Origin of the sequence: Odoribacter sp. N54.MGS-14 (genome assembly GCF_000980295.1) — a bacterium.
Classification (GTDB): Bacteria; Bacteroidota; Bacteroidia; order Bacteroidales; family Marinifilaceae; genus Odoribacter; species Odoribacter splanchnicus.
Window position 1 is genome coordinate 1 of sequence record NZ_LARL01000070.1, and the last position, 17,443, is coordinate 17,443.

Consider the following 17,443-nt stretch of genomic DNA (forward strand, 5'->3'; position numbering starts at 1 on the left):
GGGCCTTTTCTATTTTCCCCGGTACGGAAGCTACTCCGCCTACGACCCGGCAAAAAACGCCCACACTGTCAACGACCTGCAACTGGTAACCTGGATGCTTGCACAATTTTCTTCTGTCGACGAAGTTAGAACAGCCCTTCCTTCCATCCGGATTATCGGACTGGACAAACCCGGTTCCACTTCCACCGTCCACTGGCGCATAGGCGACTCTACCGGCAAACAGGCAGTACTGGAAATTGTAGACGGCATCCCCCATTTTTACGATAACCCCGTTGGAGTATTGACCAATTCCCCCGGATTCGGATGGCAGCTCACCAACCTGAGCAATTACATAAATCTTTTTCCAGGAGGAGTAGCCCCCCACGCCCTGAGTAACCTCACGCTGACTGCTTTTGGTGCAGGATCGGGATTTTTAGGTCTGCCCGGAGATGTCACTCCGCCTTCCCGTTTCGTCCGAATCAGCTTTTACAAAGCAACAGCCCCCCAACAGCCTACAGGCTTTGAAACCGTCCTCCAATGCTTCCACATCCTCAATAATTTCGATATTCCCATCGGCATAGAACATCCCGTTGGCGAATCCCCCGACATTCCAAGTGCCACCCAGTGGACCTCGGCCATCGACCTCACCAACCGCAAAATATATTACAAAACAGCCTACAACTCAACCATTCGCTGCATCGACCTGAAAAATATCAATTTCAACACAGTCCGATACCAATCGTTTCCCCTGGATAAAACCCGGCAACAACCCATCGAATACCTGCCAATAGAATAGCCCCAGGCCTCCCGCCGATTCCAGCCACACCCACCCGGCCTATAACCCCGGTACGTGTGCCTGGAATATTGCCTGGTGTTATACAGGAAAATCATGCGGTTTTGAAGCAAGAAAGTAAGGCGACCCCATAGCCTTGAGAAACATCACCGATAGAAGGAGAAAATTGGGTCTTTGCCAAAATCGAAGCCGACAGTTTGCAAAGGATAAAATCTGTCGATACACAACTCAAAAAATATAGCCCACGGGGACGCGTCTTGGGAGCTATCCGGAACCATTCCCGACAGGCACGGTATGGATGGTTCCCCGGACGTGTTCCTGCAAATTTACTCTATCGGAATATAAATCTCCGTTTTCAGCTTTTCCGGAACCGTGCGACGGGGATCGCTCACATATTTTTCAAAACAGTAGTTGCCCCGGGCCTCGAAACCTCCTTTTGCCAGTAACTCCCCGTAAATTTTATCATAGGCCGCCCCTATTTTACAGTACTCACCAATATACGTAAACGCGACGAAACGTCCGCCGCCGATGGTTTTTACGCCGATATCCCCGTTGGGTCTGGCAGGTTTGCAAATGCGGATACATACATCGCATTTCAGGTTTTCTTCGGCCGTGATTTCGGGATTATCGTGGTATAAAGCCAAATGTTCAATACCTGCCGAGAAAAGTCCCTGCCGCTTGATCTCTTCCCACATCCGCATATACATCGCACTGTAATCCACCTTTTTATAATCTCCCGTGGCACTGATGTACAGAATCGTCTTAGGTTCCTGTTCCACGACTTTGGCACGGCTGAGCTTCACTTCGGCCTTCGGTTCCTGTGTTGTCATCATCTGATAATTTTTTGTTAAACGATACATTTTAGGAGAGATGCCGAAAAATTTACAGAAAGATTTGGTCAGCGATGACGGGGTGTCGTACCCCACCCGGTAGGCAATATCCGCGACGGGGAGATCAGTATAACGCAACAGCTTCGCCGCCGTTTCCACCCTTGTGCGTATAATGAACGCTCCGATCGGTTCTTTCAGATAAGCGCGCATAATGCGGTGAAAATGAAACGGCGAGAATGCCGACAAGACGGCAAGACGACGCATATCAATCTCCTTGTCGAGGTGCTCCCGGATATACATACACACCCAGTCCACCCGCTGCCTGTAATCTTCTTCTGTTGTCAATTTCTTTTTCATCTCTGCGGACAAAATTATACCAAACCGGATACAATCACTTTTCCAAAATTGCTAATCTCCGGATAGCCCGCAGTGATGTGTATTTCGGGCTATCCGGAGGGAACCCTATCACAAACGGACGCTTACCCGGTACTCTCCCCCCTGCGATTCCCTGTATTCCTCCGGCACAGGAATACCGGAATGTCCGCACAGCAAGCACACATCGTGGACGTCATTTTTATCCCGCTTATATCCGCAATGAAAAAGTACCTGTTATACCCGGGGCATCCCCTGTTCTACTCCGGCGCTAACTCCGTCACGTCCGCTAAACAAATAAAAGCGGTTCCCGTCTCTGTCAACACTTGCACGATTCCCTCTTCTATTTTTCTCATGGCACCAACTTAGTACTTCCTCCCCCTTTTAAGTTAATTCCATTCCGCATGCCAAAAAGGAAATAGCCCGCAAGACACGTCCTCGGGTGCTAATAGCCTTTTACCCCCATCGAAGTACTCCCGATCATAATCAATGCCTGCGGAATCAACAGCCAGAAACTCGACAAAGGCAATAGAATATACCCTACGACCGACACCAGCAACAAGCTATACCCCAGGAACAAGGGCACAGGCTTCTGCTCCTTACGGATATAATACTGCAATGTACCCCCCAAAAGGAGCAGTATCCCGCCCACAAAAAAAACAAAAGCGTATGCCCTTTCCGCATCATTCCCAATGGAAGCGGCAAATCCGTCCATGATGATGTCCCGCCACATGTCCCATCCACCTGCCACCGCCACGAGCAGATGAAATCCCCCCGTCACCATCAGAATACCTTATCATTAATTGCAGACTCATACCTTTGTTGAATATTAAAAAGTTTTTTCCAACTTTCCACTAAATCATCATCTTTGGGATCATTGGGTTTATATCACTAACTCCTAATCCCCTTTTTTAATATCATTTGTTAGTGCCGGTTCGTTTAAAAGTTAAATGTAACCGATATTCAGGATAATAAACACATCAATGTTTAACCAGAGTACAATCATGCCCAATCGGTACAAGATTATCAAAATTAACCACAAGATAGGGATATTGTTCTTTACACAACCAATGACCTATTTCTCGTCTGGATTGCCCCTGCAAATCATAAAAACTTTCCAAAGCACAAAACGGACATACTTCAATACTTTTATTTTCAGCAATAAATTTATCAATAAAATCTTCCAACCCGGTCGAAAAAATGATCATTAAATTTTGGGGAACGCAATGCATTTTCCCATAAATGAACAAACAGATTCTTCAAAGGCTGCTGGAAGGCTGCCGGGAACTTCTTCAAGCAGACAGCTTTCAGACCGGAATTGTTCTCGCATAAATCAGCCACCCTGTTGGTATCCCGAATGGCAGCCATCACCTCTTGCTGCTGTTTCCCGGTCAGTTTTTTATAAGCCTGAAACAAAACTGTATTCGCCATCCACTACTGTCCCGTAAAAGTGGATGAATAGTTCTTTGAAATTATTGAAATATAGCCAATTACATGGTTTTTTGAAATGAAACGGACTTGATTTTGCAACTTTGCAGTCTAATACAAATGGCTGCTATGTTCCAAGACAAATACGTATTCTCTCAATTAACCGCTTTTCTGAACAGGACTCAGTTCAACAACTATGTTCGCAAGTATGATGGCAACCGGTATGTGAAACATTTCACTTGCTGGAATCAGATGCTCGCGATGATGTTTGGACAACTGAGTAACCGTGAGAGCCTGCGAGACTTAATCGTTGCTTTCGAGGCGCATAGGGCCAAGCAATATCATCTTGGGTTAGGTCGTGAACCGATAGCCAAGACAACTCTTGCGACAGCCAACCGGAACCGTGATTATAGAATTTTTGAAGAATTTGCATTCTATATGATGAAGGAAGCCTGCGAGAAGCGGACGACCAACATCCTTGACATTTCCGGAAAGAAATATGCGTTTGATTCAACAACGATTCCGTTATGCCTTGCAACATTCCCTTGGGCAAAATTCCGAAGCAAGAAAGGAGGAGTGAAGGCTCATGTCTTATATGACATTGAAGCACAAGTTCCTGCCTTCTATACTGTAACCACTGCATCAAAGCATGATTCTACAGCAATGTCTTCAATCCATTATGAACCGAACGCTTATTATATATTCGACAGGGCTTATGATTCTTTTAAAGAGCTCTATAGGATACATCTTACAGACTCTTTCTTTGTTGTCAGAGCCAAAACGAATTTAAAGTATAAGACAGTCAAATGGAAACGAAGGATGCCAAAGAATATAATGACTGATGCGGAAGTGAAACTGACCGGTTATCTCTCCGGGAAGAAATATCCTGAGTCATTCAGACTCGTCCGATATTACGATGAAGAAGATGACCGTGAGTTCACTTTTCTGACGAATGCGAAACAACTTTCTGCACTGGATGTTGCCAATCTTTACACGAAAAGATGGTTGATTGAACTGTTCTTCAAATGGCTCAAGCAGCACCTCAAGATAAAGAAATTCTGGGGCACAACAGAGAACGCCGTCCGCATACAAATCAGTGTGGCTATTATCACATACTGTCTTGTGGCTATTGTCCAACATGACATGAAGTTGAAACGCTCAACTTATGAAGTTTTGCAAATTCTCAGCATATCATTGACTGACAAAACCCACTTGCGTGACCTGTTCGACAAGACTAATTTCAATGATGCCAAAGATCTAAATGATCCCCTGATTCCGGGGCTATTTGATTAATTATTTAACTCGTCCCATTTTAACGGGACACTAATGTTCGCCATCATCAGATTGACAGCCTTCACGACAGTCTCTCCATCTTCCGGGTCCAAACAGACAGCACGTAAATAATGATCTACGGCATTCATACTCCAGCCTATCCGGTTGTAACAATCTCCGATCCGTTTTAATAAAATGACATTTGTCGTGTCTGTCTGATATAAACGATCATAGATTCCGATCGCCCGAACAGTTTTACCTATCTGCTGATACAAACGGGCCAGCTGATAATTGACAAAAAAATCCAGAGAATCTTCTCCGGCCAATTGTTCATAGATATCGACCGCTTTCATCGTCCGCCCCGCCAAGGCTGCTACCCGCGCTAAAGCAAGCCGGGTATCCCAATCGGAAGAATCCCGCTCCAACCACTCCGAATAACAGCGGAAAGTTGCCTTATAACGCAACATCCCTTCATTGGCTTTACCTTCAAAAAAAGCAAATCGGAAGATTCACCTTCTATCCGGTATAAAGAATCGACACCTCTTAAAACCTCATCGTAATGATTCCGGTCCAACTCTCTTTCTAAAATTTGCCGACCGATGTCCTGAGCATAATTTCCTATAATACAAAACAGGATTCCAAGAACGAAATATATCTTTATTTCAATAGTTTTGATATTCCATCACAAATAAAGAAAGATTTCAACGATAAAACAAACGTTTCAACTAAAAACTTAGTTGCAAAAATATTTCCCTTAACGGACTAACAACAAAGCTCCTTTTTTAACATATTTCGGAGGATTCACCTTCTCTCTTCCTTTGGCAGTAATCACATAAAAATAAGTTCCCGGGCTTGCATATTTACCCCCGATACGTCCGTCCCAGCCTTCCGAAGGGTCGTTCCATTCGTAGATTTTACGTCCCCAACGGTTCAGAATCACCCCTTGGAAAGATTCCAGGGACAAGGCTTTCACCTTAAAAATATCATTCTTACCGTCTCCATTGGGTGTAAAGACATTCGGGACATCCAGCAAAGATTCGACGACATTTACATATTGTATATCCGAAGTATCCCGGCAAAAATTTCCTTTTCCATGGATGGCTACGAGCATTACCTTATACCGTCCGGAATGCTCGTAAGTATAAACAAAATCTTCCGGCGTCCGGATCTGATTTCCAATCAGGCTATCCTCGGGCGATAAGACCATTCCGACCAAATCGGTCGTATCTTTATACAAATACCATTCATAAGAAGAAGCATTTTTAGAACCGGAAGCATCGAATTCTACTTCTAAAGGCGCCTGTCCCATTTCATCGCCGACTTCCCCGACCACATCCACCGTATTTCCCAGAGTCAGTTCAGGGACAGCCTCCGGGATCATCGATTCGTAAGTCACTTCGTTACTTTCCCATACGAATCCGAAACGATCCTTGATCCTAATGCGGCAAGACACATCTTCGGCACAGCCGGCGACAGCCTGACTTAGATCTTCATACCGATAGTCATTCATAGAAGACAATTGCCGTTCTTTGCCATCCCAATCGACCCAGTAATCCACATTCTCTCCACCGGGAAAACCGGCAAAATCGGGAATATAAAGATAATCGATATGAATCGTAATATATTCACAATCCAGTACATCGGTCAAAGTAATTTTAAAATCCATAAAATCATAAAACACATAAAACCGTTCCTGAACCGTATTCACCCCGTCCTTTCGGGCAGTAAAAGTATAGAGTCCGTTCCCCAGCAAAGGGACGGTCAAGCGGGTAGAATCCTCATACGGAACAACGGCCTGAGGGGAACCCTCGTAAGTCCAGCCGAATTCCCAATGATCTCCTCCCGGCACAAAACTCACCTGCCCTTCCGGAACCGCTCCGGCCTGGGTCTGACGGATAACATACAGCGGTCCGTCCGGATAATGGGAAGAATAGTTCACTTCCACCCCCTCTATCTGAATCCGCTGGGAAAATCCAAGTCCGGTCAGGAACACGAAAAACAACAACAATACATACCGCATATGATCAACATTTATGTCTCAACCATAACATACAGAAGAGTTTTACAATACTTACATCTCCACACACTTTGACGATTATCCTTGCAATATTACTAAAAATCCCCGGTATTTTGTGAGGCTGGAGATTAATTTTTAATTTTGCTACGGGAAATAATCAATCATTATCGTCGATCAAAAATTTATTCAGGGTGAATTTTATCAATGAATTAAACAGCAGTCAGCAGGAGGCGGTCATCAACACAGAAGGTCCTTCATTGGTCATTGCAGGTGCCGGTTCAGGCAAAACACGTGTATTGACCTACCGGATAGCCCAATTGCTCAGTCAGGGAGTGCCGGCCTATAAAATTCTGGCCCTGACCTTTACCAATAAAGCTGCCCGTGAAATGCAAAAACGAATTGCAGAGTTAGTGGGCCAGGAAATCGCTGCCAACCTGTGGATGGGAACTTTCCACTCGATTTTTTCAAAAATCCTGCGATTCGAAGCCGAGAAATTAGGCTATACATCGAGCTATACCATCTACGATACCCAGGATTCTAAAAATATGATCAAGACCATCGTCAAAGACATGAAGCTGGACGATAAGATTTACAAACCGAGCACAATCCTCGGACGGATTTCGATGGCGAAAAACAACCTGATCGTCGCTCAGAGTTATGCCCAATCTTCCCGCATTTTATCCGAAGATACAGCCAGCAAACGCCCGTTATTGGGAGAAATCTACAAACAATACCAGCAGCGTTGCAAACAATCGGATACTATGGATTTCGACGATCTTTTGCTGCAAACCAATATCCTGTTCCGTGATTTCCCGGACATTCTGACCAAATATCAACAGAAATTCAATTATATCCTGGTCGACGAATATCAGGATACCAATTACGCCCAATACCTGATCGTAAAAAAACTTTCGGACCGGCATCATAACATCTGTGTAGTCGGGGATGATGCACAAAGTATTTATTCTTTCCGGGGAGCCCGGATCGAGAACATCCTTAATTTTAAAAACGATTATCCGGAATACAAGCTATACAAACTGGAGCAAAATTACCGGTCGACGACCACGATCGTAGATGCAGCGAATTGTGTGATCAGTAAGAACAAAGAACAAATTCCCAAAAAGACCTTTTCTCAAAACGAAGAAGGTGAAAAGATCAAGGTATTGCGGGCCTTATCCGATAAGGAAGAAGGTTTCCAGGTCACGAATGAAATCTTCCGGCTAGCCAATTACGAGCAGCAGGAATACAGCGATTTTGCTATTCTCTACCGTACGAATGCCCAGTCGCGTATCTTAGAAGAAGCCCTCCGTAAACGGAATATTCCTTATAAAATTTACGGCGGCCAATCTTTCTACCAACGGAAAGAAATCAAGGATTTGCTGGCTTATTTCCGGTTGACCGTGAATCAGAACGATGAAGAAGCTTTCAAACGGATCATCAACTATCCCCGTCGGGGAATCGGAGATTCGACCGTAGACAAAATCCGGGAAATCGCCGGAAAATATCATGTCAGCCTGTGGACCGTACTCTGTAACCTCGATAAGGTGGCCGGCGCTTTCAACAGCGGTACCCTTTCCAAATTACAGAAATTCGGTAGTCTGATCGAACGTTTCCGGGAACAGATAGCGAATGAAAATGCGTATGACGCAGCTGTTATCATCGCCCGTTCTTCCGGTATCATCGACGACCTTTCCAATGACGAAACACCGGAGGGCGTATCCCGGAAAGAAAATATCCAGGAGCTCCTGAACGGTATCAAAGATTTCAGTGAAACCGCTTATAAAGAGGGGAAAGACGATAAATTACCGGCCTTCCTCGAAGGAGTAGCGTTGTTGACAGATCAGGACGGAGATAAAGAAGGGGATCAAAACAAAGTGACCCTCATGACCATCCATGCATCGAAAGGACTGGAATTCAGCAATGTCTTTATCACCGGTCTGGAAGAAGAACTTTTCCCGGCCCAGCAATGTGTGACCACTCCTGCCGCCCTGGAAGAAGAACGGCGGCTTTTCTATGTCGCTCTCACCCGGGCAGAAAAACGGGCTTTCATGTCGTTCGCCACTTCCCGTTACAAAAACGGCCAAGTGGTATCCTCCCGGCCTTCCCGTTTTATCGGTGAGATCGATCAGGAATTCCTCGAAGGATATATCGCGATGCGGGAAGAACCCTCAGGTTTCAAATTAAAAACTACGACAGCTATGTCCGGTTTACATAAGCCGGCGATCACTTTGAATAAACCCGCAACAATAGATATTCCGGCCATCGACCGATCGAAACTCAAACCGATCGACTCCAATCAGGTCGTTCCCGGTATGATCATTTTTCATCCTACCTTCGGAGCCGGAAAAGTGATCAACCTGGAAGGTTTAGGCGTACAAAAAAAGGCAAAAGTGGTCTTCCGTGAAGGGGGAAGCCGGACTCTTTTGTTAAAATTTGCAAAATTATACATTCAAGCAGACTAAAAACTTCCGTCAGAACACTAAAAAGCGTATATTTGCCTCATAATCTGAAAGAGATACCTTGAAATCGCTATTTTACAGAATAACGATTTTCGGATTGCCTTCAACCCGGAGAAATCCGGTTAAAGTCTGCAAATAAATAAATATTTTCTTTATATCTGGTAAAAACAACGTACTGCGATTAAGAAACACATAGTATTTTTATGGAATATAATACCCAAAAGAAAAAATTATTACTTCCTGAATATGGACGTAACATACAAAAAATGGTAGATTACCTATTGACCATTGAAGACCGGGAAGAAAGAACCAGAGCCGCAAAGACAGTAATCGACGTGATGGGAAATCTTTATCCTCACTTACGGGACGTTCCCGATTTCCGGCATAAACTTTGGGATCATCTGGCCATCATGTCTGAATTTAAATTGGATATAGATACTCCCTATCCTCTCCCTTCTCTCTCCAAACTACAGGAGAAACCGGAAAGACTGCCTTACAGTTCGAATCACATCAAATACAAGCACTACGGCAAATTAGTTGAAAAACTCATAGACAAAATCAAAGAGCTGGAAGATCCGGAACAAAAAAGAGCACTGATCGTTCTGACCGCCAACCACATGAAGAAATCATTCCTCACCTGGAATAAAGATAGCGTCGAAGACGAACAAATCTATAACGACATCAACACCTTATGCGGCTGTACCGTTATCTTACCGGAGGGTATGACTCTTTCCAATCCGAAAGATCTGCTACAGAAAAAGAGCAAGCCCAGTTCCAATAAGCCGATGAACAAAAACTACCAGAAGAATAACAATAACAACAATAATAAAGGCAACAATAACCGGCAATATTACAAAAAGAACGGGTAAAAGATGCAGGTAGTCACCATACTGGGAAGCAATTCCGGCAATAAACGCCAGCTTATAACAGAAGCCATTCGAATATTGTCATCGACAGAGCAATGGGTAATGGCTTCGTCGTTTTACGAAACAGCCCCCTGGGGCTTCGAATGTGATGAAAACTTTCTCAACCAGGTCGTTGTTTTTCAAACCCGGTTATCGGCCTTCGATTTTTTACAACGTTGTCTCGAAACAGAAAAACGCTTAGGACGGATCAGACTTGCCGGCGGACCCCGCTATTCTTCCCGTCCGATCGATATCGACCTGTTATTTTATGATTCTGTCATTCTGAATACGCCGGATTTAATACTTCCTCATCCCCGTATGCAGGAGCGCAATTTTGTACTGACTCCTCTGGCAGAAATCTTACCGGATTTTGTCCATCCGGTATTTCAGAAAACAATCGCCACCTTACTACAGGAATGTCCGGATAAGCTAGAAGCCCGAAAACTTCCGGACCAATCTTGCTTCTGAAGCTTCAGCAAGCAAGAAAATAAACTGGATGAATAAAACTTTTTTAGTTACAGCGATTACATAAGTTACCATGGTTTCAACGGTTAGACTTGACTTTTAAAACTTTTGTAACCGTTGAAACCTATCTAACTATTTTAAAAGTACCTTTAAACCAAGTATCATCCGATTCTTCGGATCTCTGCACCGATCGCATTCAATTTTTCATCGATATGCTCATACCCCCGGTCGATCTGGTCGATATTATGAATTGTACTGACTCCCTGAGCCGATAGAGCGGCGATCAACAGAGCAATACCGGCCCGAATATCGGGAGAGGTCATTTTGGTAGCCCTTAACTGTGATTCGTGATTCTGTCCGATGACTGTCGCCCGGTGGGGATCGCAAAGGATGATCTTAGCTCCCATATCGATCAGCTTATCAACAAAGAACAAGCGACTCTCGAACATTTTCTGATGAATCAACACACTTCCTTTAGCCTGGGTTGCGACCACCAGGAACACACTCAGTAAGTCGGGTGTCAAACCGGGCCAGGGCGCATCCGCAACCGTTAGAATCGAGCCATCGATAAAATCCTCGATCATATAATGCTCCTGACGCGGAATATACAGATCGTCTCCGCGTTCCTCGATCCGGATACCGAGACGGCGGAAAGAATCGGGAATGATTCCCAATTGGCGTATATTCACATTCCGGATCGTAATCTCCGAACGGGTCATGGCAGCCAATCCGATATAACTTCCCACTTCGATCATATCGGGCAAACAACGATGATGACAACCTTTCAGCTCCTTCACTCCCTCTATGGTCAGAAGATTCGAAGCTATCCCCGAAATCCGGGCACCCATCGCATTCAGCATCAGACATAATTGCTGGATATATGGCTCACAAGCCGCATTATAGATCGTAGTCATTCCCTCTGCCAATACCGCAGCCATAATAATATTAGCCGTACCTGTCACCGAAGCTTCGTCGAGCAACATATAACACCCCCGTAATTTCTCAGCCGAAGCCCGGAAGCAACCCTCCGAACTATTATAATCGAAAGTAGCCCCTAATTTCTCAAAACCCAGGAAATGAGTATCCAACCGCCTCCGGCCGATTTTATCTCCACCGGGCTTAGGGATCAATCCACACCCGTAGACTGCCAATAGTGGCCCGAGAATCATGATAGACCCCCTCAGACTGACCGCTTTATTATAAAAATCTTCCGTTTCGAAATAATCAAAATTGATATCCGAAGCCTTGAAGACAAATTCTCCATGTGCAGGGTGTCCGACCTGTACGCCCATCCCCTGCAATAATTCGATCAGCTTCAAAACATCCAGAATCTCAGGGACATTGGATAAGGTTACCTCTTCTTTGGTCAGTAAACAGGCACAGATCACTTGTAATGCCTCATTTTTAGCTCCCTGAGGACATAATTCCCCTTTCAGTCTTCTTCCTCCGGTAATTGCAAATTTACTCATATCGCTTATTTAAAAGAACGGCAAACGACTGCCGAAAAACAAACTATCCATATCAACAAGCTCTGTATCAACTTCTAATCGCCAATCGTCATTCCTAAACCGCCCATCAATTTAAAATCCGATTCAATCATTCAAAGTTATCAAAAAAGGCGTAAAACAAAAATAACTTCAATTTTATATTGTCTTAAATCAATTATATGGTTACATTTGTAGGTATTGTAATAAATATTCAAAATATTCGGAGATGAAGAACTTTTTGAAATATACCCTGGCGACTATTGTGGGTATAATGATTGTCCATGTTATTCTGTTTTTTATTTTTATCGGGTTTATCGGAGCTATCGCTTCTTTTTCAGAAAAAACAGTTACTGTAAAAAATAATAGCATTTTAACTATTAAACTGGAAGGAGAAATTCTGGACCGGACTTCCGACAATCCCCTCGACAATATTGATTTTCTCTCATTCACTCCAAAGAAAAATCTGGGATTAAATAAAATATTAGCCAGTATACAAAAAGCAGCCAAGGATTCGCGTATCCAGGGAATTTATCTGGACCTGACCGAAATTCAGGGAAATTTCGGAGCCCTGGCCTTTACTCAGGAAATCCGGAACGCTTTACAAAAATTCAAGGAAAGCGGAAAGTTTATTTACAGTTATTCGAACCTGGGATATTCCCAAAAAAGTTATTATCTGGCTACCGTTGCCGACAAAATCTTTGTAAACCCCGAAACACCTTTGTTGTTAACCGGAATGAGCAGTAGCATCTCTTTTTACAAAGAGACTCTGGCCAAACTGGGCATACAACCCGAAGTAGTGAAAGTCGGTAAATTTAAATCAGCCGTAGAGCCTTTTATCTCCGACGAAATGAGTCCCGCCAACCGGGAACAGGTACAGAAATACCTCGATTCTTCCTGGGGGACGATTGTGCAAGGAATTGCAGAAAGCCGGAACATCCCCGTCGATTCGATCAATGCCCTGGCGAATCGTTTCGATTTCTACACCACCCGCCAATTTCAGGATTTCGGTTTCTTCGACGGTGTTCTCTACGAAGATCAGATGCTGGCCTTATTGAAGGAGAAATGTGGGGTAGGAAGTTCGGATCCATTGAACCAGATTGCTCTGACCGATTATCAGAATGCCTCGGTTCCGGAAGTACCGATCGAATTTAATAAAGACAAAATTGCCGTCGTATATGCTTCCGGAGAAATCGGACTGGAGCAAAAAAATAATACCATAGGGCCGGAGCTCGCAAAAACAATCCGCAAAATCCGGGAAGACAATACTGTGAAAGCCATCGTCCTGCGCGTAAACTCACCGGGAGGCAGTGCCCTGACTTCCGACATTATCTGGCGGGAAGTCGAACTAGCCACACAAACCAAACCGGTGATCGTTTCTATGGGTAATGTAGCAGCTTCAGGAGGATACTATATTTCGTGTGCAGCCGACACCATCGTCGCCGAACCGACGACTTTGACCGGTTCGATCGGAATCTTCGGTATGTTTTTCAGTGGCGAAAAACTGATCGAAGATAAGATGGGAATCCATACCGATGTAGTCAAAACCAACGATCACAGTGATTTCGGCGGAAGCTATCCCCTCCCTTTACCGGTCAGTAACCGGGCTTTAACTCCCTACGAAAGGAATGTACTGCAAAACTATGTCAATCAGGGGTATGAAACCTTTCTGAGCCGTGTTATGTCCGGCCGCGGTTTAACCCATGACGAACTTCATGCTATCGCTCAGGGACGGGTATGGACCGGAGAAGATGCCCTGAAAATCGGTTTAGTAGATGTGTTGGGAGGATTAGAAGATGCGATTCGGATTGCGGCTCAAAAAGCCGGTATCGAAAAATACAACCTGACGGAATATCCGGTAGTAAAAAGTCCGATAGAGGAATTATTCGCCGAGTTTACGACAGAAGTAAAAGCACGCCTGTTGAAAGAAGAACTAGGCACTTTCTATACGACTTGGGAACAGATGAAAAATAAGGTAGAAAACCAGGGATTACTGGCACGTATTCCCTATGATATTGCATTCCACTAGCAAGTTCACAAGCTATTTACCAACAAAAACCACGGCCATGGCATTTGTCAAAATAATATTGTTGCCACTCAGTGTTATTTATGGTGTTGTCACCGGAGCACGCAATTTTCTTTTTCATATCGGAGTACTGAAATCACAAACTTTCAGGGTACCTGTTATTTGTGTCGGCAATATTACTGTAGGAGGTACCGGAAAAACGCCTCATACAGAACTGATCATCTCGGAGCTAAAAAAGAAATTCCGGGTAGCCTGTCTCAGCCGGGGGTATAAACGCAAGACCAGAGGCTTTATCCTGGCCAACGAACATTCTACCGCCGCTGAAATCGGTGACGAACCGATGCAGATCAAAAGTAAATACCCGGATATTCTGGTAGCTTGTGATGGTAACCGAGTGAGAGGAATCCAAAAACTTCTTGCCTTACCGGAACCTCCCGAAGTGATCCTGCTGGACGATGCTTTCCAACACCGATATGTACAAGCCGACAAAAATATCGTTCTGATCGATTATAACCGTCCGGTACACGAAGATTGTCTGCTTCCGGCAGGCCGGTTAAGGGAAAGCGTACAAGCACTGAAGCGAGCTGACTATATTATCGTCACTAAATGTCCTAAAAGTATCCAACCGATAGAAAAGAGGATTTTATCCAAACACTTAAAGATAAAGCCTTATCAACAACTCTTCTTCACCACCCTGGAATACGGTAAGATCAAGCCTCTTTTCCCGCAATACGAATCTATCGTACCGGACCGAAGTAGCAGTATCCTGTGCCTGACAGGCATAGCACAACCCGGTCCTTATATCGATCATTTGAAAACTTTCACCTCGGATATCACCGAAATCCGGTATCCGGATCATCATCATTTCTCCAAAAAAGATTTTCAGCAGATTGCCCGGGCTTTCGAATCCATCGAAAATCCGAAGAAATATATATTCACCACCGAAAAAGATGCGGTGCGGCTGAAAGCTTGTCCCTTACCCGAAGAATTGCAAAGGGTGATTTATTATATTCCGGTGGAACCCGTATTTATCGACCAAGACGATTTACTATTAAACGAAATATCAGAATATGTTAGGAAAAATCAAAGATAGTGCAGCTTATATTTCCCGTTTTCTGGAAGGGGAAAAATATCGGATCGGTATCATCCTGGGTACAGGATTAGGAGAATTAGGCAAATCGATAGAAATAAAACATACGATTCCCTATGCCGGAATTCCTCATTTCCCGGTATCCACCGTCCAAGGACACAAAGGAAATCTATTAATCGGGAAATTCGGCGGGAAAAACGTAATCGCAATGCAAGGACGTTTTCATTTTTATGAAGGTTATCCGATGCAAGAAGTCACTTTTCCTATCCGGGTATTACATGAATTAGGCGTGAAGTATCTCTTCGTTTCCAATGCTGCCGGTGGTGTCAACACTCAATTTCTGGTGGGCGACCTGATGATCATCACCGACCATATCAATCTCTTCCCGGAACATCCGCTGCGAGGGAAAAACATCGACGAACTCGGTCCCCGTTTCCCCGGAATGACTGATGCCTATAGCCCCAGAATCATCCGGCTGGCAGAAGAATGCGGGAAAAAATTAGGTATTCCGTTACAGCATGGAGTATATGCCGGCCTGCAGGGCCCCTCTTTCGAGACACCGGCAGAATACAACTGGATCCGGGTTATCGGAGGAGATGCTGTAGGCATGTCCACCGTACCCGAAATCATTGTAGCCCGCCATATGGGTATGGAATGTTTCGGTATGTCGGTAATCACCAATAGCACGGCTTCACCGGAACTGATCAAAACCAACCACACTGAAGTTCAGGACATCGGCAATACAGCCCAACCCCGCATGACAGCCCTATTCCGCGAGATTATTGCAGAACTAGAGAGTTGAAAGAGTTGCTGAGTTACTGATTTGTAGAGTTGTAGAGCTAAATAAGTTACAAAGTTATTGAGTTAAAGGAGTTGGATCTAATCTGATAACTGTAGCTTATTGAACTCAGCAACTCAGTAACTCTTATAACTCAGCAACTCTTTTAACTCAGCAACTCTTTTAACTCAACAACTCAGCAACTCTATAACGTAATTTATTTATCTTTGGGGCAAAATTGAAGTTTTGAAGGAATTTTCTTGGGATATTAATCGTTTCAGGTCCGGTGATCGAAGTGCATTTCAGTTTGTTTTCGATAACTTATATCAAACTTTATGCTTATTCACGAACCGTTTCTTGAAAGATCTTCCTGCAAGTGAAGATATTGTGCAAGAAAATTTTTTATCCCTTTGGAACCACAGGGAAGAAATGGAATCGATGGTACACATCAAATCTTTCCTATACCTCATCAGTCGTAATTCGGCCCTGGATTATCTGAAGCATCAAAAGATTAAAAACCAGTATGAGCAAAAAGTACTGGAAGCTGAAGTGACAGAGAATTTCGAGTATTTCGTTATTGCAGAAGAGGTAGAGCAAATCTTACTCAAAACCCAGGAAAGTCTTCCCGGGAAATGTAAAGAGATTTTTATCCTGGCCATGCAAGGAAAAGACAACGAAGCCATTGCCAAAACTTTGAATATCTCCGTCAATACAGTAAAAACCCAGAAAAAAATAGCTTATAAAAAACTGAAATCGTACATAACTGAAATAGGCTGTATCCTGCTGTGGCTGCATAAGATGTAAAATTTCATCTATTCTATTTATCTTTCATTTTAAATAAATTTTCATTTTTTTTCACCCAAACCTGTTACTGAATCGTAATAGACATAAAGATAAAAAAAATGAAAAAACTAAATCAATCTTTTCATATATCACAGCTTATCATCCGGAGTTTTCAACAGGAATTAGATGAAAACGGAAAACGGGATTTAGTATCCTGGTTAAACACAGATCCGAGGAATCAAGCTCTTTACCAGGATCTCCAACAAAAAGATCTGGCAGAGAGGAAGCAACAAATCAAACAACTACACCCGGAAAAAAGTTGGAAACAACTGGAAAGACAAATTCATTTCAAGCGTAATAATCATTATCTTACTATTTTCAAATATGTAGCGATCTTACTGCTCATTCTTTCAACCGGACTATACTATTACAGCCAACGTTTTACAACCGATAAGCCCTTCACTCCGACAGTCACGGCAAACATTCCGGTTCCCGGAAGTACTAAAGCGATTTTAATACTGGAATCAGGGGAAGAAATAGAATTAACGAGCGGACAAAATTTCTGTTTACAACAAGATACGAATATCCAGATTCTTAATACGGATAACATTCTGAGAATCAATATTTCCGATTCAACATCACCCCTCAAAGAGAATTATTCTACTTTATCCGTACCGAAAGGCGGCGAATACCGAATTGTTTTGAGTGATGGAAGTAAAGTATGGCTCAATTCTGACAGCCGGCTCCGTTTTCCTTCCCCTT

General features: G+C 43.8%; 15 protein-coding genes and 1 pseudogene. 10 read left to right on the forward strand and 6 right to left on the reverse strand.

Translation table 11 applies throughout. The annotated features are described in order from the left end of the window. Positions 1-775: linear amide C-N hydrolase (locus WS42_RS12155; RefSeq protein WP_046451156.1), on the forward strand; the 775-nt coding region annotated here is incomplete at its 5' end. Positions 776-1,098: 323 nt separating this feature from the next. Here WS42_RS12155 and WS42_RS12160 read toward each other — a convergent pair. The 3 genes from WS42_RS12160 to WS42_RS12175 form a co-directional block, all read right to left on the reverse strand. Continuing rightward, complete coding sequence (locus tag WS42_RS12160) at positions 1,099-1,959, reverse strand: AraC family transcriptional regulator (RefSeq protein ID WP_046451157.1); 861 nt, start codon at positions 1,957-1,959, stop codon at positions 1,099-1,101. A gap of 460 nt (positions 1,960-2,419) precedes the next feature. Further along, on the reverse strand, positions 2,420-2,758 hold the full coding sequence (locus tag WS42_RS12165; RefSeq protein ID WP_046451158.1) for a DUF6463 family protein: 339 nt from the start codon (positions 2,756-2,758) through the stop codon (positions 2,420-2,422). 386 nt (positions 2,759-3,144) lie between these two features. Next, positions 3,145-3,405 (reverse strand): hypothetical protein, encoded by a 261-nt coding sequence (locus WS42_RS12175; protein ID WP_046451159.1) that lies wholly within the window; start codon positions 3,403-3,405, stop codon positions 3,145-3,147. Positions 3,406-3,531: 126 nt separating this feature from the next. Between WS42_RS12175 and WS42_RS12180 the strand changes: the two genes are divergently transcribed. Beyond that, on the forward strand, positions 3,532-4,695 hold the full coding sequence (locus tag WS42_RS12180) for an IS4 family transposase (RefSeq protein ID WP_046451165.1): 1,164 nt from the start codon (positions 3,532-3,534) through the stop codon (positions 4,693-4,695). On the opposite strand, the gene WS42_RS12185 is transcribed toward WS42_RS12180, so the two are convergent. Together WS42_RS12185 and WS42_RS15600 are read right to left on the reverse strand one after the other, a co-directional pair. After that, on the reverse strand, positions 4,692-5,141 hold the full coding sequence (locus tag WS42_RS12185; protein ID WP_046451160.1) for a tetratricopeptide repeat protein: 450 nt from the start codon (positions 5,139-5,141) through the stop codon (positions 4,692-4,694). The genes WS42_RS12180 and WS42_RS12185 overlap by 4 nt on opposite strands. A 287-nt stretch (positions 5,142-5,428) precedes the next feature. Next, complete coding sequence (locus WS42_RS15600) at positions 5,429-6,694, reverse strand: T9SS type B sorting domain-containing protein (protein ID WP_022160481.1); 1,266 nt, start codon at positions 6,692-6,694, stop codon at positions 5,429-5,431. A 188-nt stretch (positions 6,695-6,882) separates the two neighbouring features. Here WS42_RS15600 and WS42_RS12195 point away from each other — a divergent pair, with 188 nt between their 5' ends. The 3 genes from WS42_RS12195 (at position 6,883) to folK (ending at position 10,523) form a co-directional block, all read left to right on the forward strand. Then, positions 6,883-9,153, forward strand: a complete 2,271-nt coding sequence (locus WS42_RS12195; protein ID WP_046451161.1) for an ATP-dependent helicase — start codon at positions 6,883-6,885, stop codon at positions 9,151-9,153. Between the two features lie 200 nt (positions 9,154-9,353). Further along, entirely contained in the window at positions 9,354-10,019 is a 666-nt protein-coding gene (locus tag WS42_RS12200; RefSeq protein ID WP_013613260.1) for a DUF4290 domain-containing protein, read from the forward strand. Positions 10,020-10,022: 3 nt separating this feature from the next. Then, a complete protein-coding gene (gene folK, locus WS42_RS12205) occupies positions 10,023-10,523 on the forward strand; it encodes a 2-amino-4-hydroxy-6-hydroxymethyldihydropteridine diphosphokinase (RefSeq protein ID WP_022160483.1) in 501 nt (166 codons plus the stop codon). A 158-nt stretch (positions 10,524-10,681) separates the two neighbouring features. Here the strand turns inward: folK and murA are convergent, their stop codons facing one another. Next, positions 10,682-11,989, reverse strand: coding sequence for a UDP-N-acetylglucosamine 1-carboxyvinyltransferase (gene murA, locus WS42_RS12210; RefSeq protein WP_013613258.1), 1,308 nt, complete (start codon positions 11,987-11,989; stop codon positions 10,682-10,684). Positions 11,990-12,233: 244 nt separating this feature from the next. Here murA and sppA point away from each other — a divergent pair, with 244 nt between their 5' ends. The 5 genes and pseudogenes from sppA to WS42_RS12235 all read left to right on the forward strand — a co-directional run. Next, on the forward strand, positions 12,234-14,033 hold the full coding sequence (sppA, locus tag WS42_RS12215) for a signal peptide peptidase SppA (protein WP_022160485.1): 1,800 nt from the start codon (positions 12,234-12,236) through the stop codon (positions 14,031-14,033). 37 nt (positions 14,034-14,070) lie between these two features. Then, positions 14,071-15,123 (forward strand): tetraacyldisaccharide 4'-kinase, encoded by a 1,053-nt coding sequence (gene lpxK, locus WS42_RS12220; RefSeq protein WP_046451167.1) that lies wholly within the window; start codon positions 14,071-14,073, stop codon positions 15,121-15,123. Further along, positions 15,101-15,922, forward strand: a complete 822-nt coding sequence (locus WS42_RS12225) for a purine-nucleoside phosphorylase (protein ID WP_046451162.1) — start codon at positions 15,101-15,103, stop codon at positions 15,920-15,922. The genes lpxK and WS42_RS12225 overlap by 23 nt, the downstream gene beginning before the upstream one ends. Positions 15,923-16,144: 222 nt before the next feature. Then, entirely contained in the window at positions 16,145-16,702 is a 558-nt protein-coding gene (locus WS42_RS12230) for an RNA polymerase sigma-70 factor (protein ID WP_087381589.1), read from the forward strand. A 98-nt stretch (positions 16,703-16,800) separates the two neighbouring features. Continuing rightward, a pseudogene (locus WS42_RS12235) lies at positions 16,801-17,443 on the forward strand (hypothetical protein); the annotation flags it as partial.